The following is a 25,143-nucleotide window of genomic DNA, read 5'->3' as shown; positions in this document are numbered from 1 at the left end:
TTCGCATATCCGCCGGTGCCGGTCGACCCTTGTCAAAGACGCCGATGCCGTGCGATGCCGCCGGGCGTGAGGCCTGGCGGCCGGCAGGCGCGCTCGCGAGCGGGAGCGCGCGCATCAGCGCATCAGCAGGGCGGCGATTGCCGCGCGTTTCCGTCTCGGGCTAGGCGTCGAGCGCCGCGAGATTCAGCGTATGCGCATGCCCGATCCACACCGCCGCGTCGCGATGATCGCGCAATTCATCGCCGGTGTTCGGATGCAGGAAAATATCGAGCGAGCCGTGATTGACGACGAGCCACGGCACGATATCGACAAAGCGCGCCGGGCCGAACGCGATCTGATACGACCACGCGGGATGCGGCCCGACCAGGCGTTCGTGGAAGCGGCCAAGCTCGACGAACGCGCCGAAACGCTGCTCGACGATCTGCCGGAATGCCCAGGCGGCGTCGCGGCTGGCCGCATCGAAGTAGACGTGCGCGTGCCAGCTTTCGATCGTGGCTTCGTCGATGAATTGCATTGCCGTACTCGATGTGAATGGAAAAGAGCGCCGCCGCTGTATGTCGCGCTGAATGTCGTTTTGCCCGCGCCGGCACGGCGTTCATTATCGCGCGGGGCGGCAATCGATGCAGGCGGGCGTGCAATGACGGCGTGACGGCTTGTGTCGAGTTAAAAAAAGCGCCATGACGTGGTCATGGCGCTTTTTCGACGGCAAACCGTGCGGGCTGCGCAGCCGTTGCGGCCATACGCGCGTCGCGAACGCGGCTTATGCCGCCGCGGTCGACTTTGCCGATTTCTGCAGCTTGCCCTTACCCGCGCGCTGAATTTCCTCGAGCTTGATTTCGACATGGCGCGAGAACACATATTCGGCCGGGCGCTGCTTGTCGATCGGAATGTCCGGCGCGAACGGGCCATCGGTCTTGATGCCCTTGCGGCTGACGCGCAGCGCCTTCAGCGGATGCGCGATCGTGTCCATCACAGCGGTTGCCTCGAAGCCGCAGTGCACCATGCAGTCCGCGCACTTCTCGTAGTTGCCGACGCCGTAGTTGTCCCAGTCGGTGGTTTCCATCAATTCCTTGAAGGTCTTCACGTAACCTTCGCCGACCAGATAGCACGGCTTCTGCCAGCCGAACACGGTGCGCGCCGGGTTGCCCCACGGCGTGCACTTGTATGTCTGGTTGCCGGCGAGGAAATCGAGGAACAGCGACGACTGGCTGAACGACCAGCGCTTGCCGCCTTCGCCTCGCTTCAGGATCTCGCGAAACAGGTTCTTCGTCTTGTCGCGGTTCAGGAAGTGCTGCTGGTCCGGCGCTCGCTCGTAAGCGTAGCCCGGCGACACGGTGATGCCGTCGACGCCGATCGGCTTGAGCGTGTCGAAAAACTTCGCGACGCGCTCGGGGATCGCATCGTTGAACAGTGTGCAATTGATATTCACGCGGAAGCCGCGGCGCTTGGCTTCCTTGATTGCCGCGACGGCCTTGTCGTACACGCCTTCCTGCGACACCGAATGGTCGTGCATGTCCTTGTCGCCGTCGAGGTGGACCGACCAGACGAAGTACGGGCTCGGCTGGTAGTCGTCCATCTTCTTTTCCATCAGCAGCGCGTTCGTGCACAGGTACACGAACTTCTTGCGCTTCATGATGCCCTTGACGATTTTCGGCATGTCCTTGTGCAGCAGCGGCTCGCCGCCCGCGATCGAGACGACGGGCGCGCCGCATTCGTCGACCGCCTGCAGGCATTCGTCGATCGACAGGCGCTGGTTCAGAATCGGATCGGGGTAGTCGATCTTGCCGCAGCCGTTGCACGCGAGGTTGCAGCGGAACAGCGGCTCGAGCATCAGCGCGAGCGGATAGCGTTTGTTGCCGGACAGGTGTTGGCGCACGATGTATGCGCCGACGCGGACTTGCTGGAGCAGCGGAATAGACAAGGGTGTCCTCCTTAAACTTCGCGGGCGACAGCTTGCATGAGCTTCGCCGGCAACTTGAATTCGACTTTTTCCTCGCGGCCTTCCATCGTCGCGACTTCGACGGGGCCGAGCGCACGCAGCGCGGCGATCACGTCGTCGACCATTTCCTCGGGCGCCGATGCGCCCGCGGTGAGGCCGACCGTGCGTGCGCCCTCGAACCATTCGGCGCGAATTTCCGAGCCGTCCGCGACGAGATAGCTCGGCACGCCGCTTTCGGTGCCGATCTCGCGCAGCCGGTTCGAGTTCGAGCTGTTCGTCGCGCCGACGACGAGCAGCACGTCGACCTGCGCACTCAACTCGCGCACGGCCGCTTGACGGTTTTGCGTCGCATAGCAGATGTCGCGCGTGTCCGGGCCGACGATGTCGGTGAATTTGCGCATCAGCGCCTCGATGATGCCGCGCGTGTCGTCGACCGACAGCGTCGTCTGCGTGACGTATGCGACGGGCGTGTCGGCGGCCAGCGTCAGCGTGCCGACTTCGGCTTCGCTCTGCACGAGGATCACCTCGCCCGGAATCTGGCCGATCGTGCCTTCAACCTCTGGATGGCCGGCATGTCCTATCAGGATCAGCCGGCGGCCGGCCGCGACGTACTGGCGGCCCTGCACGTGCACTTTCGTGACGAGCGGGCAGGTGGCGTCGAGCACATCGAGGCCGCGGGCCTGCGCGTCCTTCTCGACGGTCTGGGCCACGCCGTGCGCGCTGAAGATCGCGACGGCGCCATGCGGCACTTCGTCGAGTTCCTCAACGAATCGCGCCCCTTTATTTCTTAGATTTTCGACGACGTGCCGGTTATGGACGATCTCGTGGCGTACATAAACCGGCGCGCCGTGCTGTTGCAGCGCGCGCTCGACGATCTCGATCGCACGGACAACCCCCGCACAAAAGCCGCGGGGCTGGGCAAGGATGACTCGCATAGATAGGCGAACTCCGACGACTGACGCGGGGTGCGAGAAGGCCGGCACGCCAGCCAGATCGCCCCAACTTTGGATGTTATGAATGCGGGAAACGGACCCGGCACCCCGAAGTAATCGCGCATTTTAACCTTATCGGCTCCACCTTGCTTTAACGTTCCTGACAATGTGGCAATTGGCACAACACCCGAGTCCGGCGCCCGCGCGAGCCAAACCCAGTAAACTAAGCGGTTCCATCGAATCTTTCGGTTGCTTGACCGATTCGCGTATATCGAAAGGCATTGAAAAGAAAAGGCTGATTTGCATGAAGAACGAACGTAACGGGGTGCAGACGGCAGGGGTGCAGACGGCACGGCGTGGCGCCGTCCTGCCGGGCGGCGCACCGGTAAGGGGGCGCGCATGACGCTCGTGGCCGTGTTTTTGCTGTCCTGTTTGTCGCTCGTGATCTGGCTCGTGCTGCTGTTCGCGCGTGGCGGTTTCTGGCGCGCCCGTCCGGCGCGGCCTCTGCCGCCCGACGCGGCGCCGTCGGATTGGCCGGCGGTGGCTGCCGTCGTGCCCGCGCGCAACGAAGCCGACGTGATCGGCGAGGCTGTTACGTCGCTCATCGGGCAGCAATATCCTGGGCCGTTCCACCTGATCGTCGTCGACGATCACAGCACCGACGGCACGGCGGCGGCCGCGCGCGCCGCCGCGACGGCCGTCGGCCGCGCCGACCGGCTTACCGTGCTGAGCGCGCAGCCGCTGCCGGCCGGCTGGTCGGGCAAGGTCTGGGCGCAATCGCAGGGCATCGCCGCGGTGCGCTCGCTTGGTCTGCCTGCTGATTACCTATTGCTGACGGACGCCGACATCGGTCATCCGCCCGATGCGCTCCAGCAACTGGTCATCCGCGCACGGGCGGAACGGCGCGATCTCGTGTCGCTGATGGTACGGCTGCGCTGCGATTCGTTCTGGGAGAAGGCGCTGATTCCGGCGTTCGTGTTCTTTTTTGCAAAACTCTATCCATTTTCTTGGGTCAATGACCCGAGCAACAAGACGGCGGGCGCGGCCGGGGGCTGCATGCTGGTCAAGCGCGCGGCACTGGACGAAGCGGGCGGGATCGAATCGATTCGCGGCGCGTTGATCGACGATTGCAGCCTGGCCGCGCAGATCAAGCATCGCGGCGCCGGCCATCATCCGATCCGGCTCGATCTCGCGCAGCGCAGCGTGTCGCTGCGGCCTTACGATAGCTGGCGCGACATCTGGAACATGATCGCGCGCACCGCGTTCACGCAGCTTCGCTATTCGCCGCTGCTGCTGGCCGGCACGCTCGCCGGCATGACGATCATCTATCTGGTGCCGCCCGTGGCGGCGCTCGCGTATGGCGCGCGCGCATGGCCGGCATGGCTCGCGTGGGCGTCGATGTGCACCGCGTATGCGCCGATGCTGAGCTATTACCGCCGCTCGCCGCTATGGGCGCCCGCGCTGCCGCTCGTCGCGCTGTTCTATGTCGGCGCGACGGTCGCGTCGGCGGTGCGTTACTGGCGCGGCAAGGGCGGCCAGTGGAAAGCGCGCGTGCAGGCGCCGGTGCAGGAGCGTTGACGCGAACCGAAGCGCGCGCCACATCGGCGCGTCTGCACGCGCCGCGAGGGCTGGCGCGGGGGAGGCAGGCAAGAGCGCCGCGATCGTTGAATGATCGCGGCGCGGCGCGGAGTGGTTCGCCTGCACGCTGTGGGCCGGTATCGAGTTGATTGGACTCGAACCCGGCCAATGCGCGCAGCGTGTTACTTTTGCGTGAGCAGCATATAAAGCTGGATCACGACGTCCGGCGAGAGCGTAAACGGTACCCAGCCGTGGCCGGTGTGCCGCATGACCAGCAGGCGATCGCCGTTCGCCTGTTTTTGAACCGCCATCAGCGGATTTTTCGTCGACACGAAACGCCAGCCGTTCGGCAAGCCGGACGGCTGCTCGATCGTCATCGATGCGCGTGCGTATGCTAATTCCTCGATCAATTGGCTGACCTGTGGCGCGGGCAGCGTGACCGTGTACTCGCCGAGCGAAAGCGTGATTTCATCTTGCGACGGCCGTGCGACATGCAGCGACGGTTTCGCGCCTACTTCGTTTGTGGCCGGTACCGGTACTGCCGCCGGGCGGTTGGAGGCTGCGCCGGCGGCCGGCAAGGGCTGGCTGGTCTGCGCGCGGAGCGCCTCGGCCGCCGCCTTGTCGTTGGCGGCGCGCTCGGCGGCGGCTTGCGCGGCCGAGCGTTCGGCGGCGGCCTCGGCGAGCAGCGATTGCGCTCCCTGCTTATCGGCTTCGGCGTGCGCAGCGGCCTGCTCGGCTGCGGCGCGGTCGGCGGCAGCCTGAGCGGCCAGCGCTTCGGCCTTGGCTTTGTCTTCGGCGGCTTGCGAGGCTAGGCGTTCGATCTCCGCGCGCTCGGCTTCGAGGTCCGAATCGGTCGTCGTGCGTGCTGCGGCAGCCTGTGCCACTAGCGTTTCGGCGGCGGCTTTGTCCGCTGCGGCTTGCACGGCCGCCTGTTCGGCGGCGGTGCGTTCGGCCGCTATCTGGGCGGCAAGCAATTCGGCAGCGGCTTTGTCGGTGACGGCTTGCGCGGCGGCGGCCTCGGCCGCGGCTTGAACGGCGGCGGCTTGAGCCGTGAGCGATTCGGCAGCGGTTTTGTCGGCGGCGGTTTGCGCGGCGAGGGATTCGGCAGCGGCTTTGTCGGCGGCGGTCTGCGCGGCGAGCGATTCGGCAGCGGCTTTGTCGGCGGCGGTCTGCGCGGCGAGGGATTCGGCAGCGGTTTTGTCGGCGGCGGCTTGCGCGGCGAGCGATTCGGCAGCGGCTTTATCAGCGGCGGCTTGCGCGGCGAGCGTGTCCAGCGTCGACTGCTCGATGCACATCCTTTCCGCCTGCGCATGCTTGGCGAAGGCAGCTTCGGCCGCGCTTTGCGCGGCGGCTTGATCGGCGGCGGCCTTGTCTGCGGCCTGCTGGGCGGCGCTTGCTAATGCATGCGCCGTATGGATGAGCTGATCGATGCGGCCATCGAGCGCATCGATCTGATCGTTGAAGTTCATGCGTGCTATCTCTACGTAGGACCCGCAATTTTACCCGCAGCCCTGATGCGGGTTCGAGCACGGCATGTAACAAAATGCTGGTTAGCCCACCTTTTTCGGCTCGCCGCGCGCCGCGTCAGCGCAGATAGCCCGCGTGCCGGAACCAATCGAGCGCGTCGCGGATGCCTTCGATATAGGGCCGCGCGCGATAGCCCAACTCGCGCTCTGCCTTCGCCGACGTGAAATACATCTTGTTTTTCGACATTCTGAGCCCGTCGACAGTGACGAACGGCTCGCGCTTGGTCACCTTCGCGACGGCCTCCGCGCCGAGCGCGAGCGGATAGAGCGGCCAGCGCGGCAGCGCGATCGTCGGCGGCTTGCGGTTCGTCAGCCGCGCGATATCGGCGAGCATCGTTTGCAGCGGCAGGTTTTCGCCGCCGAGGATGTAGCGCTCGCCGATCCGGCCGCGCTCGAGCGCGAGCAGGTGGCCTTGCGCGACGTCGTCGACGTGCGCGAGGTTCAGGCCGGTGTCGACGAACGCCGGGATCTTGCCGAGCGCGGCCTCGACGATGATGCGGCCGGTCGGCGTGGGCTTGACGTCGCGCGGGCCGATTGGCGTCGACGGATTGACGATCACCGCGGGCAGCTTGTCGTGCTCGATCATCCGCTCGATCGCGCGCTCGGCGAGCACCTTGCTGCGCTTGTAGACGCCGATCGCCTGCTCGGCCGTGAGCGGCGCCGATTCGTCGGACGATGCGCCGGACGGCGTGACCTTCAGCGTCGCGACGCTGCTCGTGTAGACAATCCGCTCGACCCCCTCGGCGAGCGCCGCGCGCATCGTCGCAACCGCGCCTTCGAGATTCGCGCGCTCGATTTCGCCCGGATCGGGCGCCCAGAGCCGGTAATCGGCCGCGACGTGCAGCAGGTAACGCACGCCGGCGAGCGCGCTGCGCATCGACGCTTCGTCGCGCATGTCGCCGGTCGCGATTTCGGCATCGAGATCCGCGACGTTCGTGCGCGGGCTCGTCGGCCGCACGAGCACGCGCACCCGGTAGCCTTGCCGCCGCGCGGCGCGCGCGACGGCGGAGCCGACAAAACCGGATGCGCCGGTCACCAGAACAAGATCGCGTTGTGTGTCAGTCATGGATTCGTGGCCGCGCGGGCGCGCCGTGCGGCGGGTTGGGCATGGGGCGAGATTGTACGTGCTCGGATCGCGCGAGCGTGCGGTGGGCGCATCGTATGTTGCGCGCGACTACAATGCCGGGCTTGAAGCGACCCGAAACGGCAAGGAGGAAATGATGGACGGCGGCGATCTGGACGAGCGGATCGAAACCTATTACGTGCGCGTGCGTGGCATTGTGCAGGGCGTGGGTTTTCGCCATGCGACCGTGCGCGAGGCGCATGCGCTTGGCTTGCGCGGCTGGGTGACGAATCTTGACGACGGTTCGGTCGAAGCAATGATTCAAGGCCCCGCGCCGCAGATCGACCGGATGCTTGCTTGGTTTCGGCATGGGCCGCCCGCCGCGCGCGTGACCGAGGTGACGTTCGACGAGCGCGCGGCGCATAAGCGCTTCGAGCGATTCCAGCAGCATTGACCGGCGGGTTGGGCGGCTGTCGTGAGCGTGGCGGTCGTCGCCGGTGGCGCGGCCTTGTCGCCCGGCTGGCCTGCATCGGTCGCGCGGGCGGGGCGCAGTGTGCCGTTACGGCCGGCTGGCGCGGGAGGGCGTGTTTTTCGTCGATGCGGCGATTTCGCTTGCGCTCGATTACTAGGCCGCACAGTTCCGGGGGCGCTCGGATGTTGGACGCATGCGCCGCGCCCTTCAACGGCAACTGGCGCGATGTCTGCGCGCGCCAGTTGCCGTTGAAGGGCGCCCGCGCAGTTCCTTGGTGCGGGGCGCTGGCTCGCGATGCGTGTGACGGGCGTGCGGGCCGTTTCGACGGCATGACGGTGTCCCGATCGACGTGCACGCCATAGCGCCGGCGCTTAGCGCTTGTCGCCTCTTCGCTTGCAGGCGGCGGGTTACTGCGTGGCGGACAATATTGGTGTTGCGGCACCGGCTGGCGGGCCGGGTCGAATCAAACCGTCGCGCCCTAAACCCGGCCGCTCGACAGCCAGTCTGCCCGGGAAAGTCGACGGTGTGAGTGCGAACGGTTGACTCGCGCAGGCTGCCGGATCGCGCGCTCGCGGTTTGCTCAATGTCGCAGATTCGTGCGCGGTTGCGCTGCGGGGACTGCGTCGTCCTGCGTCGTGTCCGGCTTGTCGGCGGGATCGTCGTCGCGAGCGGTAAGTAGCGCATCCGCTTCGGCGGCCGCGGCGGCCGCGCGCAGCGCCGTGCACCGCTGCGCGCGGCGGATGTCCGACAACATCCGCAATAGCCTCGTCGTCCTGTTTTTCATCGTTCGCTCCCTGCCGATGAATTCGTTTCAGTGTAGGACGATTGCGAAGGAATAGCGTGAGAATGTGATGGGCAAGTCACAGAAATGCGCTGGGTATTTTCACGTATATGTTTCTACGTATCGCAACGCGCCTATGCATGCGCGCCTGCATAGGCGCGATTCGCACGGCGCACAGCATCGCTTCGGCTTTCTAATTGTTTGCTTGCCGCGCGGGGGATGACGGAACGACGATTCTGCCGGGCGCTCGGCAGCTTCCTGCTTCGGCGCGGCGGCGGATGGCTGGGGCGCTGGCGGCGATGGCCGCGCGCATGCGCCCATGCATGCGGCCGGTTCTGCCCCGATTCCGGCAACGCATGCGAATCGGGGCAATGAGGGGGAAAGTGGCGGCGCTCCCGCTGTCAGTGGGCGGCGGCCGACGCCGCTTGTGCGTCGCGCCGCTCGGCTTCGCAGCGATGATGCTCGCGCGACAGCTTGTTCAGCAGCGGCAGCAGCAGCAAGCCGAATACCATGCCGCCAGCCGCGAGCCAGCCGAGGCCGGTGAACAGTTCGGTATAGAGCGGCAGCGATGCGGTGGCCGGCAGATCGTTCGACGGCATTTGCGCGAAGTTCGCGACAACGCTGCCGAGATATTGCGATACGCCGGTTGCGACGAAATACGCGCCCATCATGAAGCCGCTCATGCGGGCCGGCACGTAGCGCGCGATCATCGCGAGGCCCAGCCCGCTCACAAGCAGTTCGCCGAGCGAATAAAAGCCGTAGCCGCCGACCATGAACCATGACGACACGCGGCCGTCGATTGCGTAGCGGCCGCTGATCGCGAACATGAGATAGCCAAGCGCGACGACGCCGAAGCCGAATGCATATTTCAGTGCGACGGGGATGTCGCGGCCGCGCCGGGCGAGGCCGTTATAGATGGCGACGAGCACGGGGCTCAGCACCATGATCCAGATCGGATTGAGCGCCTGGAATTGTGCGGCGCTCCATGTGAAGAGCGTCGTGCCGAACAGCATGAAGCGCGGGTCGACGTTACGAAGTGCGAACAGCGTGAGCGACGTCGACATCTGCACGTAGAAAATGAAAAACAGGATCACCTGCGCGATCAGCAACAGCGCCGCAATGAGTCCGGCGCGCTCCGAGCGCTCCGATTTCGCGATCATGTACGCGAAGATCGCGAGAATTCCGAACGCCGCTGTCCATACGCTCGCAACGGCGAGCTGTTTGTGTTTGAGCACGTACATCGTTGCCACGCTGAGCGCGATACCGCCCACGATGACGGCGAACAGGCGGCGCCAATGGATCGGCTCGGCATCCGGCTGCGAGCCGATGTGAGCGAGCGTGCGGTGCATCAACACGAAGTTCACCACGGCGAGCGCCATGCCCGCGCAGCACACCGCGAACGCCGCATGCCAGCCCCAGTGATCCTTGATCCAAGGCGTCGCGAGCATCGACGTCGTCGAGCCGATGTTGACCGCCATGTAATAGATGGTGAACGCGCTGTCGATTCGCGCGTCGTCGCCTTCATAGATGCGGCGCACGAGATTCGCGGCGTTCGATTTGAAGAGCCCGTTGCCGACGACGATCACTCCGAGCGATGCGTACATGAACGCAAGCCGATCGTTCGGAATCGCAAGCATCAGGTAACCTGCGCACAGCACGATGGCGCCGATGATCATCGTGCGGCGCGAGCCGAGCACCTTGTCGCCGATCCAGCCGCCGATCGACGGTGACGTGTAGACGAGCGCGGTGAACGCTCCCCAGGTCAGATTCGCATGGCTGTCGGTGAAGCCGAGCTTGTCGACCATGAAGAGCACGAGCAGTGCAGCCATTCCGTAGTAGCCGAAACGCTCCCACATTTCGATGAGAAAGACCGTCGTAAACGATCGGGTCTGGGAGACGCGAGTATTCATGGTGTTCCTTTGGATAAAACAGACGAAACGTCCGTCAACAGCGGCCGCGATTCTCACGGCGTGCCGGACCCTCGTCACTCAGGGTAATCCCTGAAAAAAATAATCTTCGTTGAGATATGGAGGGATGCGCCACGAAAAAAAAGGATGTGGCGCGCAATCCCGCGCAACGCTTGCCTGTAAACGCAATGAGTCTGGCAAGATAGCGGCCGTCACCTATCGCGCGCATTGTTTCCAACGGGCATGCGTGGGTGACGCCGTTTGACGCAACGAAGATTCTGCCTTATTCATCAAACTTCGTTATTTTCCATCAAACAATTTTTGACGACCAGATTTCGGCCTGATATGGTTCTTTCCACTGAAAACACGCGGTCCGCCAGTACAGGCGTCGCGCTCGGCAGCAAGATTCGAGCACTGCGTCAGCGGTTGAAGCGTACGCTAGAAGAAACAGCGACCGCCGCGGGTATTTCCAAGCCGTTTTTGTCGCAGGTCGAGCGTGGGCTTGCGTCGCCGTCCATCACGTCGTTGGCCGGCATCGCGCATGCGCTTGGGGTCACGGTGCAGTATTTCGTCGAGACGCCAAGCGAAGAGCGTTCGGTCAGCCGCGGCGATCAGTTGCGCTTTTTCAGCTTTGCCGATTCGGCGAATCTGTTTGCACGGCTGACGAATGTGTCGGAAGGGCGTCAGCTCGAGGCGATTCTCGTGCGGCTGCCGCCGGGACAAAAGCGGTCTGAAGTCACGACGCATGCAGGCGAGGAATTCCTGTATGTGATTACAGGCGAAGTGTCGCTGACGCTGGAGGGCAAGTCGTTCGTCCTGCAAGCCGGCGACAGCGCGCATTATCAGTCGACGGTTCCGCATAGCTGGGTCAACACCGCGAAAATCGAGTCGGTGGTGGTCTGGGTCGGGACACCGAGATTGTTCTAGGGCTCGGCATGCCTTTGTTCCTTCGGAAATGGGGTGCCGGTCGAAAGGAGCATGGAGATGACTAACACGAAATACGAGCACTCGGGCCAGTCCGCTTCCACGCAACCGTAAGGTTTCTTGCGTCGCGCCCGCACGGTTGCGTGCCGCGCGCCGCTTTCCCGTCACCTCTATCAAACGCACACCATGAAACACTCGCATGCCATCTCGGCCGTGCTGGCCGCGCTCGCTCTGACGATGACGCCGTTGGCGTCCGCCGTCACGGTCGCCTCGAACGTCGTTCTCGCCGCGCAGCAGGATCTGACGCGACAAGCGCCCGCCGAGGTCGAGTCACTCGATCCCGCGTACATCGAGTCGTGGACCGGCAACACGATTGGCCTCGATCTGTTCGAAGGTCTCACGCGCATCGACGCGAAAGGGGACGTGGTGCCGGGCGTCGCGCAGTCGTGGGAGCGCAAGGCGCCGGATACGTGGATCTTCAAGCTGCGCCACGACGCGAAGTGGAGCAACGGCCAGCCGGTGACGGCGGCGGATTTCGTCTATGCGTGGCAGCGCCTGGCCGATCCCAAGACGGGCTCGAAATACACGATCCTTGTCGAGTTCGTGAAGAATGCCTCGGCGATCATCGCGGGCAAGCAGCCGCCGGCCAATCTCGGCATTCGCGCGATCGATCCGTACACATTCGAAGTGAAGACCGAAGTGCCCGTTGCGTACTTCCCCGAGCTGACCGCGATGGCGCCGCTGTTGCCCGTCAACAAGGACGCGGTGACGAAGTTCGGCACCGCGTGGACGCAGCCGAAGAACATGGTGTCCAACGGAGCGTTCTCGCTCGTCGATTGGCAGCCGAACAATCACATCGTGATGGTGAAGAGCGACAAGTACTGGAATGCACGCAACGTCGTGATTCGTAAGGTTACCTATCTGCCCGTCGAGAACGACGAGACCGCGATGCGGATGTACCAGGCGGGCCAGATTGACTACACCTATTCGATTCCCGCAGGCGCGTTCACTCAGGTCAACAAGCAGTTCGGCAAGGAATTGCGTCAGGGCCTGCAACTCGCCACCTATTACTACTACCTGAATCAGACGAACAGCGGCGACGCGGCATTGAAGGACAAGCGCGTGCGTCAGGCGCTGTCGATGGTGCTCGACCGCGATATCCTGACCTCGAAGATCACGCAGGCAGGCGAGGTGCCGATGTACGGCCTGATGCCGAAGGGCGTCAAGGGCGTCCAGCATCCGTTTGTGCCGGATTGGGCATCGTGGCCGATGGCCAAGCGGGTCGAATACGCGAAGAATCTGCTCAAGCAAGCAGGCTACGGCGATTCCAAACCGCTCACGTTCACGCTGACGTACAACACGAACGATCTGCACAAGAAGGTTGCGCTCTTCGCGGCATCCGAATGGCGCACGAAGCTCGGCGCAACCGCGAAGCTCGAGAACGTCGAATTCAAGGTGCTGATGAAACTGCGCCATGACGGCAAGGTGCAGGTCGCGCGCGACGGCTGGTTTGCCGACTACAACGACGCTACGACGTTCTTCGATCTGATTCGCTGCGGCAGCGCGCAGAACACGGTCGGCTACTGCAATCCGAAGGTCGATGCGCTGGTTGCCGAAGCGAATCAGAAGACCGACGACGCCGCGCGCTCAGCGCTGCTTACGCAGGCACACGAGCTTGCGATGAACGATTACCCGATGACGATCCTGTTCCAGTATTCGGCGGACCGTCTGGTCAAGTCGTATGTCGGAGGCTATACGCTGACGAACTATATCGACATGCGCGCTTCGCAGGACATGTATCTGACCAAGCACTAAAACTGAAGCGGAGCCGATCATGCTGGCCTATGCATTGCGGCGCACGTTATGGGCGGTGCCGACGATCCTCGCGGTCGTCACCGTCTGCTATCTGCTGCTGCACTTCACGCCCGGCGGGCCGTTCGACAGCGAGAAGCAGCTTTCCGCCGCAACGCTCGCGAACCTGAACGCCAAGTACCACCTCGACGAGCCGCTGTGGAAGCAGTACCTGCTGTATCTGAATTCGCTGCTCCACGGCGATCTCGGCCCGTCGTTCCGCTACGTCGACTGGACGGTCAACGATCTCGTGAAGAAGGCCCTGCCGGTGAGTCTTGGCGTCGGCGGCATGTCGATTCCGATTTCGATCGTGCTGGGAGTGCTGCTCGGCACCATCGCGGCGGTGCGGCGCGACAGCCCGGTCGATCGTTTCGTGATGCTGATCGGCAACTTCGGCAACGTGGTTCCGCCGTTCGTGCTCGGCCCGGTGCTGGTGCTGATTTTTGCGATCGTGCTCAAGCGCGCGGACGGCGACGGCTGGCTGCCCGCCGGTGGCTGGGGCGACGGCGGCTGGCGCTACCGCGTGCTGCCGATCGCGCTGCTCGTGCTGATCAACGTATCGCTGCTTGCGCGCGTGATGCGCGGCTCGATGATCGAAACGCTGTCGAGCAATTTCATCCGGACCGCGCGCGCAAAGGGGCTACCTGGCCGCACGATCGTTCTGCGCCATGCGTTGAAGCCAGCGCTGATGCCGGTCGTATCGCTGTTCGGCACGGTCTGTATTTCGTCGATCACGGCGGCTGTCGTGACCGAATCGGTATTCGCGTTGCCGGGCTTGGGCCAGTTGTGCGTCAACGGCGCGATTAATCGCGATTACACCCTGGTGCTCGGACTTGTCGTGCTGACGACCGTGTTCGCGGTGCTGTTCAACTTGCTGGTCGACCTCGCGTATGCGTGGCTCGATCCGCGCATCCGTTATTGAGGAGGCCGACATGGCGCCTGTTTCCTCTTCAATAGAGCTGCACGAGCCAGCCGATGCGCCGCCGCAGTCGCGCACGCCGCTCGAGCTTGCCGCACGCCGCTTCCTGCGTAATCGCGCGGCACTCGCGAGCCTGGCGGTGCTCGTGTTGATCGCGCTTGCGTGCTTCATCGGACCACTGTTGTTGCCGAACGATCCGGCCGCGAGCGATTGGTCGTCGATCAGCCTCGCGCCGACGTTCGCGAACATGCACTGGTTCGGCACCGACGAGCTGGGCCGCGATCTGCTCGTGCGCACCTTGATCGGCGGGCGCGTGTCGCTCGAGGTCGGGTTGCTCGGCACGCTCGTGTCGGGGCTCTTCGGCGTTGCGTGGGGCGCGATTGCCGGCTTCGCGGGCGGGCGTGTCGACACGGCGATGATGCGCGTCGTCGACATGATGTATGCGATTCCTTATCTGCTGATCTCGATCCTGATGATGACGTTGTTCGGCCGCTCGTTCGGGCTTGTCGTGCTGACGATCAGTTCGTTCTCGTGGCTCGACATGGCGCGCGTGGTGCGCGGCCAGACACTGTCCCTGCGCTCGCGCGAGTTTGTCGATGCAGCGCGTGCGATCGGCGTCGCGCCCGCGACGATCGTGCGCCGCCATGTGGTGCCGAACCTGCTCGGCGTGGTGGTGGTCTATGCGACCGTCAGCGTGCCGGCGATCGTGTTGACCGAATCCGTGCTGTCGTTCCTCGGTCTCGGCGTGCAGGAGCCGATGACGAGCTGGGGCGTGCTGATCCAGGACGGCGCGCAGAAGCTCGATGCGATGCCGTGGCTGTTGCTCGCGCCGGCGGTGATGCTGTGCGTGACGCTCTATTGCGTGAATTTCGTCGGCGACGGCTTGCGCGATGCACTCGATCCGAAGGACCGCTGAGATGGCACTACTGGAAGTCGATAATCTCGGCGTGCGCTTCACGCGCAGGGACGGGCCGCCCGTCGACGCCGTATCCGGCGTATCGTTTTCGCTCGATGCGGGCAAGACGCTCGGCATCGTCGGTGAGTCGGGCTCGGGCAAGAGCCAGACCGTGATGGCGTTACTCGGGCTGCTCGCGGGCAACGGCTCGACGTCCGGCGATGCGCGCTTCGACGGCGAGAACCTGCTGGCGATGAACTCGCGGCAGTTGAACGAAGTGCGCGGCAACCGGATCGGCATGATCTTCCAAGATCCGATGACGTCGCTCAATCCGTTCCTGACGATCGAACGGCAAATGACCGAGAGCCTGCAGCTTCATCGCAAGCTGTCGCGCAAGGAGGCGGTCAAGCGCGCGATCGAGGCGCTCGAAGCCGTGCGGATTCCGGACGCTGCGCGCCGGATTCGCATGTATCCGCACGAATTCTCCGGCGGTATGCGTCAGCGGGTGATGATCGCGATGGCGCTGATGCTGGAGCCCGAGATCCTGATCGCCGACGAGCCGACGACCGCGCTAGACGTCACCGTGCAAGCACAGATCATCGAATTGTTGCGCGAACTCAATCGCGAGCGCGGCACGGCGATCGTGTTGATCACACACGACATGGGCGTGGTCGCGGGGCTCGCCGACGACGTGATGGTGATGTACGCGGGGCGCACCGTCGAATATGCGAGCGCCGCATCCATTTTCGCCGCGCCGTCGCATCCGTACACGATCGGGCTGCTGAACGCGCTGCCGCGCCTCGATGCGCCCGATGACGCGCCGTTGGTGGCGATTGCCGGCAATCCGCCGTTGCCCGGCCAGGGTTTGGCCGGCTGCGCATTCGCGAAGCGCTGCGCGTGCGCGACCGAGCGTTGTGCGACCGAGCGCCCCATGCTCGTGCGTTATTCGGAAGCCGGCGCCGTGCGCGCTTGCCACAAACCCATTGCGGAAATCGTCGAGGAGCTGCGATGAGCGCGCCTGGTCTCATGTCGTCCGCGGCTTCGTCTGCCGCTTCTGCTTCGGGCGCCGATGCGGCGCCGCAAGCCGACACGCTATTGTCGGTGCGCGATCTCAAAGTGCATTTCCGTGTGCCGCTCGGCGGCTATCCGTGGTCGCGCAAGGGCACGTTGCGCGCGGTCGACGGCGTGTCGTTCGACGTGCGCCGCGGCGAAACCGTCGGGCTCGTCGGCGAATCGGGCTGCGGCAAGTCGACGCTCGCACGCGCGTTGATCGGCCTCGCGCCGATGACGGAGGGCGCGGTTTACTGGCGCGGCGAGCCGCTTATCAGCGGCTCGCGCCGTGATGTGAACAAGCTGCGCCGCGAGATGCAGATGATCTTTCAGGATCCGCTCGCGTCGCTCGATCCGCGGATGACGATCGAGCAGGTGGTTGCCGAGCCGCTCGTCACGCATCAGCCCGGCATCGGCCGTGAAGAAATGCGCCGGCGTGTGTTGACGATGCTTGAGCGCGTAGGTTTGAACGCCCATCATTTGCTTCGTTATCCGCATGAATTCTCCGGCGGCCAGTGCCAGCGGATCGGTATCGCGCGCGCGCTGATCGGCGAGCCACGCCTCGTGATCTGCGACGAGCCGGTATCCGCGCTCGACGTATCGATCCAGGCGCAGATCGTGAATTTGCTGCGCGATTTGCAGCGCGAGCTGTCGCTGTCATATCTGTTCGTCGCGCACGATCTCGCTGTCGTGAAAGCCATCAGCCATCGCGTGCTCGTGATGTATCTCGGCCGCGTGATGGAGTTCGGCGCGCGCCGCGATGTGTACGGCGTGCCTCAGCATCCGTATACGCGTGCGCTGCTTGCCGCCGCGCCGGTGCCGGACCCGGCGCGTGAACGTGCGCGGCGGCCGCTACTGCTCGCGAGCGAGATGCCCTCGCCGCTCAATCCGCCTTCGGGCTGCGCGTTTCGCACGCGCTGCCCCGATGCGATCGATGCCTGCGCGCAAGAGGTGCCGCAGCCCGAAGTGCGCGGCGGATCGGCCGCATGCGTCGCGTGTATTCGTGCCGGCGCGGCGCATGAAGTGCATGGATGAATGATTAGTCGTTTTATATAAAAAGCCGACAGGGGTGTGGGCGGCGCGAATCTGATTCGCGTCGTGGGAAGGCGCGCCGCCACGGCGGCGCGTGGGGTATCGCCGGCCGCGATTGGCGGCCGGCGAATGGGTAGTGACATAAAAAGAGAACGCAATGACGACATATCAAATCAAGAGGGCCACGCGGGCAGTTATGCTCGCGTGGGGCGTGCCGATGCTCGCGGGCTTTTCGGTCGTGAGTGCCGTGCGTGCGGACGACATGATAAGCACAGCGCCCGCTCAGGCGGCGCCTGCTTTGACGCTTGCTCAGGAAGCGACCACGCCGAACGCGGTCATCAACACGGAGGCCACGCAGGCGGTTACGCCACCGGAGTTGCAATCGAGTCAGGCGAAATCGAAAGGCTTCATCGCCGACAGCCATTTCAATATCCTGTTTCGGAACTACGCAGACGTGCTCGATGCAAAGGGCGGTCCGCATCGCCACGCATGGGTTCAGGGCGCGATGGCGAACTTCGAGTCGGGTTACACGACCGGGCTCGTCGGCATCGGCTTCGATGCATCGATCTACGCGGCACTCAAGCTCGACGGCGGCCAGGGAGCGGGCAGCTTCGTGCATATCGCGAAGGGCGGCGGTGGCTCGAATCAACTTGCGTGGGCGTTTCCCGGCATCTATGACGTCAAGGCACGCATTTCCGAGACGGTGATCAAATACGGTCTGCAGGCGGTCGACAATCCATTCATGGAGCAGCACGACAACCGCGCGTTGCCGCCGACCTTCCTCGGTGCGACCATCGTCAGCAATGAGTTCAAGAATGTGATGCTCGAGGCGGGCAGCTTCACGAAAACCAATGCGCGGGGTCACACGACGCTCACGAATCTGACTACCCAGTACGGTGGCACGCGTGTCGACCGTTTCACCTATGTGGGCGGCACCTGGGACTATTCGCCGACGGGCTCGGTGTCGCTGTACGGCGGCCAGGCCGACGACGTGTGGCGTCAGTATTACGGTTCGGTCAAGCAAAGTTACGGCTCGCCGCAGACGGTCAAGTGGACGGGCTTCGGCAACTTCTATTCGACGCACGACACCGGCGACGCACGCCAGGGCAAGATCGACAACAATGCGTACAGCCTGTCGCTTGCCGCGCAGCACGGCGCGCACGAGCTGCTGCTCGGTTATCAGCAGGTGCTCAGCGATCAGTTCTTTGATTACCTGAACGAGACGAACGGGATTTTTCTCGTGAACTCGATGGATGTCGACTATAACGCGCCGCACGAAAAATCGCTGCAATTGCGCTACACGTTCTACGGCAAGGATGCAGGCCTGCCGGGCTTCAAGGCGATGGTATGGGGCGTGACGGGCTGGGGCGCGGACGGTTCCGCCGGCGCGGCGCTCGATCCGACCCGTTCGAGCATCTACTGGAAGAACGGCAAGCCCGTGCAAGGGCGTCACCACGAGTTCGGCTTTATCCCGTCTTATACGGTTCAGAGCGGCAAGTTCAAGGACACGAAGATCACGTTCATTGCGATGTGGCATGTCGGCTCCACGCATTATTCGGACAGCGGCAATCAGGAGTACCGGCTGGTCGTGAATTTGCCGGTGAAGGTGTTTTGACGGGGCGCACGGAGGGGCGCGGGTGCGGCTGAGATTCCGCCACCCGCCCGATCACGCGCCGCGGAGGCTGGCTCCGGCCGATCTTGGCTGCAAGCGCCTGGTTAGGAATGCCTAACTGGGCGCCCCCGAATAGCGGTTTTGGGCTCAGGCGACGCGAGGGGCGTCTTGCCGGGGATATCCCCGCTTCAGTTCGAGATCGTTGATATGTATTCGCAAGCAAGTGCGTGCCGCAATATGATGCATCAGCCCGCCATGCCGCATCGCATCGCAGGCTCTAGCGTGTTTGCGCGTTTCAGGCTGGTTTAGGCTCGGCCGGTGCCACGGCGGGCTCGTCGCCTGCAAGCGATGTCAATTGGCGTCCGGTATCGCGCCATGCATCGAGGCCACCGCGCAATGCAAGCGCATTGGCAAAGCCCGCATCGAGCAGGCGTTTTGCCATTAGCGCAGCCGACACTTCGTTCGGACACGAGCAATACACGACAAACTTTTGAGTGACCGGATAGCGGGCGATGATGGCGTCGATATGCCGCTCGTCCGCGAACTGTGCACCGGGAATCGAGAACGGATCGAGCTTGCGGTGTTCGGCGGAGCGTACATCGAGAATCACCGGCGCGGCGGCGTCGCGCAGCAGCGTGTCGAGTTCGTCGACGCTGATCCGCGCGTTGGCGAGCTGACGAATCAATGCGCGGCGGCGCGTCCAGCGTACCGCCATATAAATCGCGAGCAGCACCAGCACGACGAAGAGCGCCGTGCGGCCGAGCCGGCTGGCGCCGGCGAACAGCCAGTCGATCTGCTGATGGCAGACATACCCGACGAGCAGCCCGCAGGTGGCCCACAGCGCGGCGCCGAGCGCATCATAGCCGGCGAATGTCCGATAGCGTGTGCCGAGCGCGCCCGCCATCGGCACCGAGACGAGCGACAGGCCGGGGACGAAGCGGGCGATGGCCAGCACGCGTACACCATAGCGACCGAAGAAACGCTCGGTTTTTTTCACGCAGCTATCGCGTGACAGCGAAAGCCGGCAAATCGTTTTCAGCGTGCTGCCGCCATAGCGCCGGCCGGCGATATACCACGCGGTATCGCCAAGCAACGCCGCAAGCACGGATAGCGCGAGCACGGTTACGACCTGCGTGCCGATCATGCTCGGATGCAGTGCGGCCATCGCGCCGAACAGTACGAGCGTTGGCATTGCCGGCACGGGCAGGCCGATTGCGGCGGCGAGCACGTTGGCGAACACGATGAGCGGCCCGTAACGGGCGACGAGATCATGAAGCATGGAGAAACGATATCGAAGCGGCGCACGTTCGCGCGCGCGGGCGAGCAGTGGCTTAGATGGGCCGATTATCGGCCATTTTCAACGGAATGGCAGGGCGGAAAAGCTGGGCGCCGCGCGCGGCTGCGCGGCGGAATCGGTGAAACGCCAGCGGGCCGAGTTTCACCGTGGGGAGGGATCAGGACGGGCTGCGGGCGAGTGAGGCCGCGCCATGCGTTTCGCCCGGCAACTCGGCGCCGTGCGAGCGAATCGCGGCAATCAGTTCGGCGGGAGTGATTTCGTAGCGTACTTCCCGGTGAATGCCGGGCTTGCGTTCGTCGATCTCGATCAGCAGTACGCTTTTGCCGTCTTCGGCTGCCGAGAGGCGCAGCGAGCGAAGCTCGCGGCCGTCGGCCGGATCGAATTCGGTTAGCAGGGTCATGGCCCCGGAAGAACCCGTAGTGCGCATTGAACGTGTCCTCGTCGTCGTGAAATCGATGGTACGAATTGTTTCCACGCAGTTTAACGCGAACCGGACGGGAGGATTGAGATTTTCGAGTGCACTCGAACGGTGCGCCGCCGTATCGTGTCAGATGAAATGCCGGCCCGCGCGCGGGCCGGCCGCGCCGCTCAAACGAGCCCCGTCGCGTAATACACTGCGATGACGAAGAAGACGGCGAGCGTCTTGATCATCGTGACGGCGAAGATGTCGCGATACGATTCGCGATGGGTAAGCCCGGTCACCGCGAGCAATGTGATCACTGCGCCATTGTGCGGCAACGTATCCATTCCGCCGCTTGCCATCGCGACGACGCGATGCAGTACTTCCATCGGAATCTGCGCGGCCTGCGCGCCCTTGATGAAGAGATCGGACATTGCCGCAAGCGCAATGCTCATGCCGCCCGAGGCTGAACCGGTGATCCCCGCGAGCGAGCTGACCGACACCGCTGCATTGACGAGCGGATTCGGGATGTTCTTCAGCGCGTCGCCAACGACGATGAAGCCCGGCAGCGCGGCAATCACGCCGCCAAAGCCGTATTCGGACGCGGTGTTCATCGCGGCGAGCAGCGCGCCGCCGACGGCGGCCTTGGTCCCGGTTGCGAAGCGCTCGCGCACGCGCGCAAACGCGGTGGCGACGACGAGCAGAATGCCGAGCAGCAGCGCGGCCTCGACCGACCAGATTGCCACGACGGTCTTGATCGGTGTCGTGACGGGCGTGTGCACGCCGGGCAGCACGTTTGCCGGCACCGTGTAGGACGCGCTGCCGTACCACGTCGGGATCAGCTTGGTCAGCGCGAAATTCGCGATGCCGACGAGTACGAGCGGCGACACGGCCAAGAGCGGATGCGGCAGCGACTTCGTTTCGACGCGCTCCGGCTCGTTCGTGAGCGACGTGCCGTAACCTTCGCCCTTCGCGAGCGCCGAGCGGCGGCGCCATTCGAGATACGTGAGGCCAACCACGATGATGAACAGCGAGCCGATCGTGCCGAGCGCAGGTGCGGCCCACGCGGTGGTCTTGAAGAACGTGGTCGGGATGATGTTCTGGATCTGTGGCGTGCCGGGCAGCGAATCCATCGTGAACGAGAACGCGCCAAGCGCGATCGCACCCGGCATCAAGCGCTTCGGGATGTTGCTCTGGCGATAGAGTTCGGCGGCGAACGGATAGACGGCGAACACCACGACGAACAGCGACACGCCGCCATAGGTGAGGAGCGCGCAAACCGCGACGATCACCGCATTCGCGCGCGAGCGGCCGATATAACGGATCGCAGCCGCGACGATCGACTCGGAAAAGCCAGACAGTTCGATGACCTTACCGAACACGGCGCCCAACAGGAAAACCGGGAAATAGAGCTTGACGAAGCCCACCATCTTCTCCATGAAGATGCCCGAAAAAACGGGCGCAACGGCGGCGGGATCGGTCAGAAGCACCGCGCCGAGTGCGGCGACGGGGGCGAACAGAATCACGCTGTAGCCGCGGTACGCGGCGAACATCAGAAAGGCCAGCGCGGCGAGAACGATGATGAATGACAAGGACGTCTCCTGGATCTTGGTTGTTTATTGTGCAAGTGCAGCCGCAGGAATCGTGCCACGAGCCGTCCGGTGGGCCGCTTCATGACGGACGCGGGCCGGTGTGCAGCAGATTCTACCGAAGTCGTCTCGTAATCGAGACGATCGCGCTGCCACATTTTCCCTATGGCGCGATTTCATGCGGTAGAGCTGGATGTCTCGAAAATGAGATAATTCGTCCCGGTTTGGAGACAAGACAGAATAGCGATGATGCAGACCACCATAAATGGTTCGGACGGCTGGATGATGCCGCCCGTCGATTACAGCGATGTATTGCGGCGTGCCGCCGAAGCGCTTTTCAGGACGTTCGAGCATTCGAGCGTCGGCACGGTGATCGTCGACAAGCATGCGCGAGTCGTCTGGATCAACCCGCGCTATGCGGCCCGCTTTGGTTACGCCGATCCGCAGCAGGCGATCGGCCTCGATTGCGAGGCGGTGATTCCGCACAGTCTGTTGCGCGAGGTAGTCGAGACCGGCCGCCCGATCCTGCTCGACATCATGGAGACCGGCCGCGAGCCGCTCGTCGTCACGCGTCTGCCGCTTAGCGACGACGTAGGCCAAACCGTCGGCGCAATCGGCTTTGCGCTATTCGACGAGCTGAAGACGTTGACGCCGCTTTTTTCGCGCTACCAGCAGGTGCAGCAGGAACTGATCGCGACGCAGCGTTCGCTCGCGCAGGCGCGCCGCCCGAAATATACGTTCGCCAGTTTCGTCGGCACGAGCGCGGTCAGCCTAGAAACCAAGCGCCAGGGCAGGCGTGCCGCGCAAGTTGATTCACCGGTGCTGCTGCTCGGAGAAACAGGCACCGGCAAGGAGCTGCTGGCGCACGCGATTCACGCGGCGTCCGCGCGTGCGATGAAGCCGCTCGTGAGCGTCAACGTCGCGGCGATTCCCGATACGCTGCTCGAGACCGAGTTCTTCGGCGCGGCGCCGGGCGCCTATACCGGCGCGGACCGCAAAGGACGCGTCGGCAAATTCGAGCTTGCCGACGGCGGCACGCTGTTTCTCGACGAAATCGGCGATATGCCGCTGCCGTTGCAGGGCAAGCTGTTGCGTGTGTTGCAGGATAAGGAGTTCGAACCGGTTGGTTCGAACCGGATCGTTCGTGCGAACGTGCGGATCATCGCGGCGACGTCGGCCGAATTGCCCGCGCTCGTTGCGGCGGGGCGCTTTCGCGCGGATCTCTACTATCGCTTGAACGTGCTGACGATCCACGCGCCGCCGCTGCGCGATCGGGTTTCCGATATCGAGACACTTGTTTACACGATGCTCGAGGAATTGGCCGCTCAACATCGGCTTGCTGAGCACTGCGAACTGACCGACGATGCGCTCCGGCTGCTATGCGCGTACCCGTGGCCCGGCAATGTGCGCGAGCTGCGCAACACCCTCGAACGGGCTTTGATGCTGTCTGATCGTGCAACGATCGACGCACACGCCCTCGCGCCGCTTCTCGGGCCGGCGAGCGGCGTGGGCGAACCGGTTGCCGTGCCGCGCGATCCCGTTGCGCCAGCGTGCGCCGCGAACCCTTCTGGTGGCGCGACGTTGTACGCCGACGCATTCGCCGCATGGGAGCGCCGCTTTCTGCTCGATGCGCTCGCGGCGTCTGGCGGCAAGGTGACCGAGGCTGCCGCGCGGATCGGCATCGGACGCGCGACGTTCTACAAAAAGCTTGCGGCGCTCGGCATTGGCACCTGATGTGCGCGAGACGAACGACAGACGGATCGGCGTGCCCGCGTGCGCGCGTCGTCTGCCGGAGGCATTGGTCATCGCGATGAAAGCGGGTGAGCCCAATCATTGACCGATTCGCCGTGTAAAGCGAATGGATAGACGCGGTGGCGGCGAACCGTTTTCGCACGGGCCAATTCAATTGCCGATTGTCCGGTTCCCTTCGGACTGTTGATGATCCTCGGTCAAAATGACGGATAACGCGCTTAAGCGAACTGAACTTGGCGCGATTGTCTGGCTCGCTGCATCGCATCTGCAAGCCGATTTGCTATTTATATGACAATCCGATTGTGAAAAAGTTGGAAAAAAGCGATTGATGGGCAAAGTGACTTTATTCGCTGCGAGCAATTGGATTACGATGCAGCATTGTTTTGCCGATGGCGAAAGATCGACGGCCGTGTGGTTCAATCGCAACGGATGGCGGCCGGCTCGATACACCGCCCGGGTTGGGCCGGACATTCGTTTGGCTTGCAGACGATTCGTGCCGATGCCCTTCGTGCAAGCCGCGCGGGGCGCTGAGTGTCCCATTGCCGCGTTGCATGGCATATACTCGCGTCGTCCAAGAAGAATGTTGAGCGATAGGCCGATTCATGAAACAGACGGGTGTGCCAGCGCCGCGGCGATACGGCGCGTTCTTGCGGATGGTTTGTTTGATTGCTTTAATGGCAGGGCTTTCTGGCTGCGGAGGCAGTGCGCCATTGTTCACATCCGATGGGCGTTCGACCACGATGGTCCAGTGTCCGGCGGGCGGCCCGTGGGAGACTTGCATCCAGAATGCGCGAGGCATGTGCGGCGGTGACTTCGATACAATCCAGCAATCGGTCGATAACGGTGTGCGCAACCTTCTCTTCGCGTGCAAGGCGGGAAGAGGCTATTGAGCTCCGTTTGCGGGATATGAAAGCCAAGCGGAAAATGTTTGATTGACCAGAATTGATTCATATACTTCGATCCAATAACGACACGGAGCATCATTCATATGGCGACCTATAGGCAACTGACCGTCCAGCTCGAAAAACTTCAGCAGAAAATCGACAAGGAGCGCGAAAAAGCGATCACTGATGCGATTGCGGAAATTCGGGCGAAGATCGAGGAATATGACATCACGCCGGAAGAGTTGGGGTTTAAAAGCCTGAAGACCACCGCGAAGCCTAAACGGGCGCTGCCGCCGAAGTATCTCAATCCTAAGACGGGCGAAACGTGGAGCGGCCGCGGTCGCGCGCCGGCGTGGCTCGGCAAGAATCGCAATCGTTTTCTGATTAAGGACTGATCCCGCAAACGCTCACCTTTGGCGCCTTGAAAACGGTGCGAACGGCAGACCTGCCGTTCGCACCGTTTTGTTTTGGGCATGTAAAAGGCTTGATTTACGGTATTTTCGGGCGGATTACACTGTGTCAGCCTGGGTAATTCGCGGGGGGTTTATCGCGTGTTTTACCTGATCCCGAAAACGCTCACCTTGTTTCCCGAAAATTCTCACCTTCAGCGATCCCGCGGCTGCTGCGATCGTTCGCGTTGCGTCATTGGCGGCGCAGCGGGTCTTCTGAGCATCGTCAATTAAATTGGTTGGCGAACGGGTAATGTTCGCCGCTTCACCTAATCTGTACGGAAATTGTGT

General features: G+C 63.5%; 22 protein-coding genes. 12 read left to right on the top strand and 10 right to left on the bottom strand.

Annotated features, from left to right (window positions below; genetic code table 11):
• Positions 1 to 160 precede the first annotated feature (160 nt).
• The 3 genes from WS68_RS12760 to ispH all read right to left on the bottom strand — a co-directional run bounded on the left by WS68_RS12760 (position 161) and on the right by ispH (position 2,874).
• Positions 161 to 514 (bottom strand): DOPA 4,5-dioxygenase family protein, encoded by a 354-nt coding sequence (locus WS68_RS12760; protein WP_059571155.1) that lies wholly within the window; start codon positions 512 to 514, stop codon positions 161 to 163.
• 246 nt (positions 515 to 760) lie between these two features.
• Positions 761 to 1,921, bottom strand: a complete 1,161-nt coding sequence (gene hpnH / locus WS68_RS12755) for an adenosyl-hopene transferase HpnH (RefSeq protein WP_059571154.1) — start codon at positions 1,919 to 1,921, stop codon at positions 761 to 763.
• Between the two features lie 11 nt (positions 1,922 to 1,932).
• A complete protein-coding gene (gene ispH, locus WS68_RS12750; protein ID WP_059571153.1) occupies positions 1,933 to 2,874 on the bottom strand; it encodes a 4-hydroxy-3-methylbut-2-enyl diphosphate reductase in 942 nt (313 codons plus the stop codon).
• Positions 2,875 to 3,270: 396 nt separating this feature from the next.
• Between ispH and WS68_RS12745 the strand changes: the two genes are divergently transcribed.
• Complete coding sequence (locus WS68_RS12745; RefSeq protein WP_059571152.1) at positions 3,271 to 4,449, top strand: glycosyltransferase; 1,179 nt, start codon at positions 3,271 to 3,273, stop codon at positions 4,447 to 4,449.
• A gap of 182 nt (positions 4,450 to 4,631) precedes the next feature.
• Here the strand turns inward: WS68_RS12745 and WS68_RS12740 are convergent, their stop codons facing one another.
• Both WS68_RS12740 and hpnA read right to left on the bottom strand, forming a co-directional pair.
• Positions 4,632 to 5,918, bottom strand: coding sequence for a hypothetical protein (locus tag WS68_RS12740; protein WP_059571151.1), 1,287 nt, complete (start codon positions 5,916 to 5,918; stop codon positions 4,632 to 4,634).
• A 115-nt stretch (positions 5,919 to 6,033) separates the two neighbouring features.
• Positions 6,034 to 7,041, bottom strand: coding sequence for a hopanoid-associated sugar epimerase (gene hpnA / locus WS68_RS12735; protein ID WP_059571150.1), 1,008 nt, complete (start codon positions 7,039 to 7,041; stop codon positions 6,034 to 6,036).
• Positions 7,042 to 7,195: 154 nt separating this feature from the next.
• Here hpnA and WS68_RS12730 point away from each other — a divergent pair, with 154 nt between their 5' ends.
• Positions 7,196 to 7,492, top strand: a complete 297-nt coding sequence (locus WS68_RS12730; protein ID WP_059571251.1) for an acylphosphatase — start codon at positions 7,196 to 7,198, stop codon at positions 7,490 to 7,492.
• A gap of 598 nt (positions 7,493 to 8,090) precedes the next feature.
• Here the strand turns inward: WS68_RS12730 and WS68_RS12725 are convergent.
• Together WS68_RS12725 and WS68_RS12720 are read right to left on the bottom strand one after the other, a co-directional pair.
• Positions 8,091 to 8,294, bottom strand: coding sequence for a hypothetical protein (locus tag WS68_RS12725; protein WP_059571149.1), 204 nt, complete (start codon positions 8,292 to 8,294; stop codon positions 8,091 to 8,093).
• A 398-nt stretch (positions 8,295 to 8,692) separates the two neighbouring features.
• Positions 8,693 to 10,201, bottom strand: a complete 1,509-nt coding sequence (locus tag WS68_RS12720) for a peptide MFS transporter (RefSeq protein WP_059571148.1) — start codon at positions 10,199 to 10,201, stop codon at positions 8,693 to 8,695.
• Between the two features lie 342 nt (positions 10,202 to 10,543).
• Between WS68_RS12720 and WS68_RS12715 the strand changes: the two genes are divergently transcribed.
• The 7 genes from WS68_RS12715 (at position 10,544) to WS68_RS12685 (ending at position 18,484) form a co-directional block, all read left to right on the top strand.
• Entirely contained in the window at positions 10,544 to 11,125 is a 582-nt protein-coding gene (locus WS68_RS12715; protein WP_059571147.1) for a helix-turn-helix domain-containing protein, read from the top strand.
• Between the two features lie 183 nt (positions 11,126 to 11,308).
• Positions 11,309 to 12,937, top strand: coding sequence for a peptide ABC transporter substrate-binding protein (locus WS68_RS12710; protein ID WP_059571146.1), 1,629 nt, complete (start codon positions 11,309 to 11,311; stop codon positions 12,935 to 12,937).
• 19 nt (positions 12,938 to 12,956) lie between these two features.
• Complete coding sequence (locus WS68_RS12705) at positions 12,957 to 13,895, top strand: ABC transporter permease subunit (protein WP_059571145.1); 939 nt, start codon at positions 12,957 to 12,959, stop codon at positions 13,893 to 13,895.
• Between the two features lie 10 nt (positions 13,896 to 13,905).
• On the top strand, positions 13,906 to 14,808 hold the full coding sequence (locus tag WS68_RS12700; protein WP_059571144.1) for an ABC transporter permease: 903 nt from the start codon (positions 13,906 to 13,908) through the stop codon (positions 14,806 to 14,808).
• Position 14,809: 1 nt separating this feature from the next.
• Positions 14,810 to 15,799 carry an ABC transporter ATP-binding protein gene (locus WS68_RS12695; protein WP_059571143.1) on the top strand — a complete coding sequence of 330 codons (990 nt, stop codon included), beginning with the start codon at positions 14,810 to 14,812 and terminating at the stop codon, positions 15,797 to 15,799.
• A 14-nt stretch (positions 15,800 to 15,813) separates the two neighbouring features.
• Positions 15,814 to 16,872, top strand: coding sequence for an ABC transporter ATP-binding protein (locus WS68_RS12690; protein WP_197419601.1), 1,059 nt, complete (start codon positions 15,814 to 15,816; stop codon positions 16,870 to 16,872).
• Positions 16,873 to 17,026: 154 nt separating this feature from the next.
• Entirely contained in the window at positions 17,027 to 18,484 is a 1,458-nt protein-coding gene (locus WS68_RS12685) for an OprD family porin (protein ID WP_059571141.1), read from the top strand.
• Positions 18,485 to 18,776: 292 nt separating this feature from the next.
• Here the strand turns inward: WS68_RS12685 and WS68_RS12680 are convergent, their stop codons facing one another.
• The 3 genes from WS68_RS12680 to WS68_RS12670 form a co-directional block, all read right to left on the bottom strand.
• A complete protein-coding gene (locus tag WS68_RS12680) occupies positions 18,777 to 19,760 on the bottom strand; it encodes a DedA family protein/thiosulfate sulfurtransferase GlpE (RefSeq protein WP_059571140.1) in 984 nt (327 codons plus the stop codon).
• Between the two features lie 175 nt (positions 19,761 to 19,935).
• Positions 19,936 to 20,205, bottom strand: a complete 270-nt coding sequence (locus WS68_RS12675) for a hypothetical protein (protein ID WP_059512624.1) — start codon at positions 20,203 to 20,205, stop codon at positions 19,936 to 19,938.
• 161 nt (positions 20,206 to 20,366) lie between these two features.
• Complete coding sequence (locus tag WS68_RS12670; protein WP_059571139.1) at positions 20,367 to 21,770, bottom strand: GntP family permease; 1,404 nt, start codon at positions 21,768 to 21,770, stop codon at positions 20,367 to 20,369.
• Between the two features lie 246 nt (positions 21,771 to 22,016).
• Between WS68_RS12670 and WS68_RS12665 the strand changes: the two genes are divergently transcribed.
• The 3 genes from WS68_RS12665 (at position 22,017) to WS68_RS12660 (ending at position 24,798) form a co-directional block, all read left to right on the top strand.
• The gene (locus WS68_RS12665; RefSeq protein WP_059571250.1) at positions 22,017 to 23,501 is read left to right on the top strand and encodes a sigma-54 interaction domain-containing protein; all 1,485 of its coding nucleotides are present in this window, start codon (positions 22,017 to 22,019) and stop codon (positions 23,499 to 23,501) included.
• A gap of 608 nt (positions 23,502 to 24,109) precedes the next feature.
• The gene (locus WS68_RS28920) at positions 24,110 to 24,409 is read left to right on the top strand and encodes a hypothetical protein (protein ID WP_442857164.1); all 300 of its coding nucleotides are present in this window, start codon (positions 24,110 to 24,112) and stop codon (positions 24,407 to 24,409) included.
• A gap of 98 nt (positions 24,410 to 24,507) precedes the next feature.
• Complete coding sequence (locus WS68_RS12660; RefSeq protein WP_059571138.1) at positions 24,508 to 24,798, top strand: H-NS histone family protein; 291 nt, start codon at positions 24,508 to 24,510, stop codon at positions 24,796 to 24,798.
• Positions 24,799 to 25,143: the final 345 nt, after the last annotated feature.

The sequence above is a fragment of the Burkholderia sp. TSV86 genome, assembly GCF_001522865.1.
Classification (GTDB): Bacteria; Pseudomonadota; Gammaproteobacteria; order Burkholderiales; family Burkholderiaceae; genus Burkholderia.
This window is presented reverse-complemented; position numbering and strand designations above follow the sequence as displayed.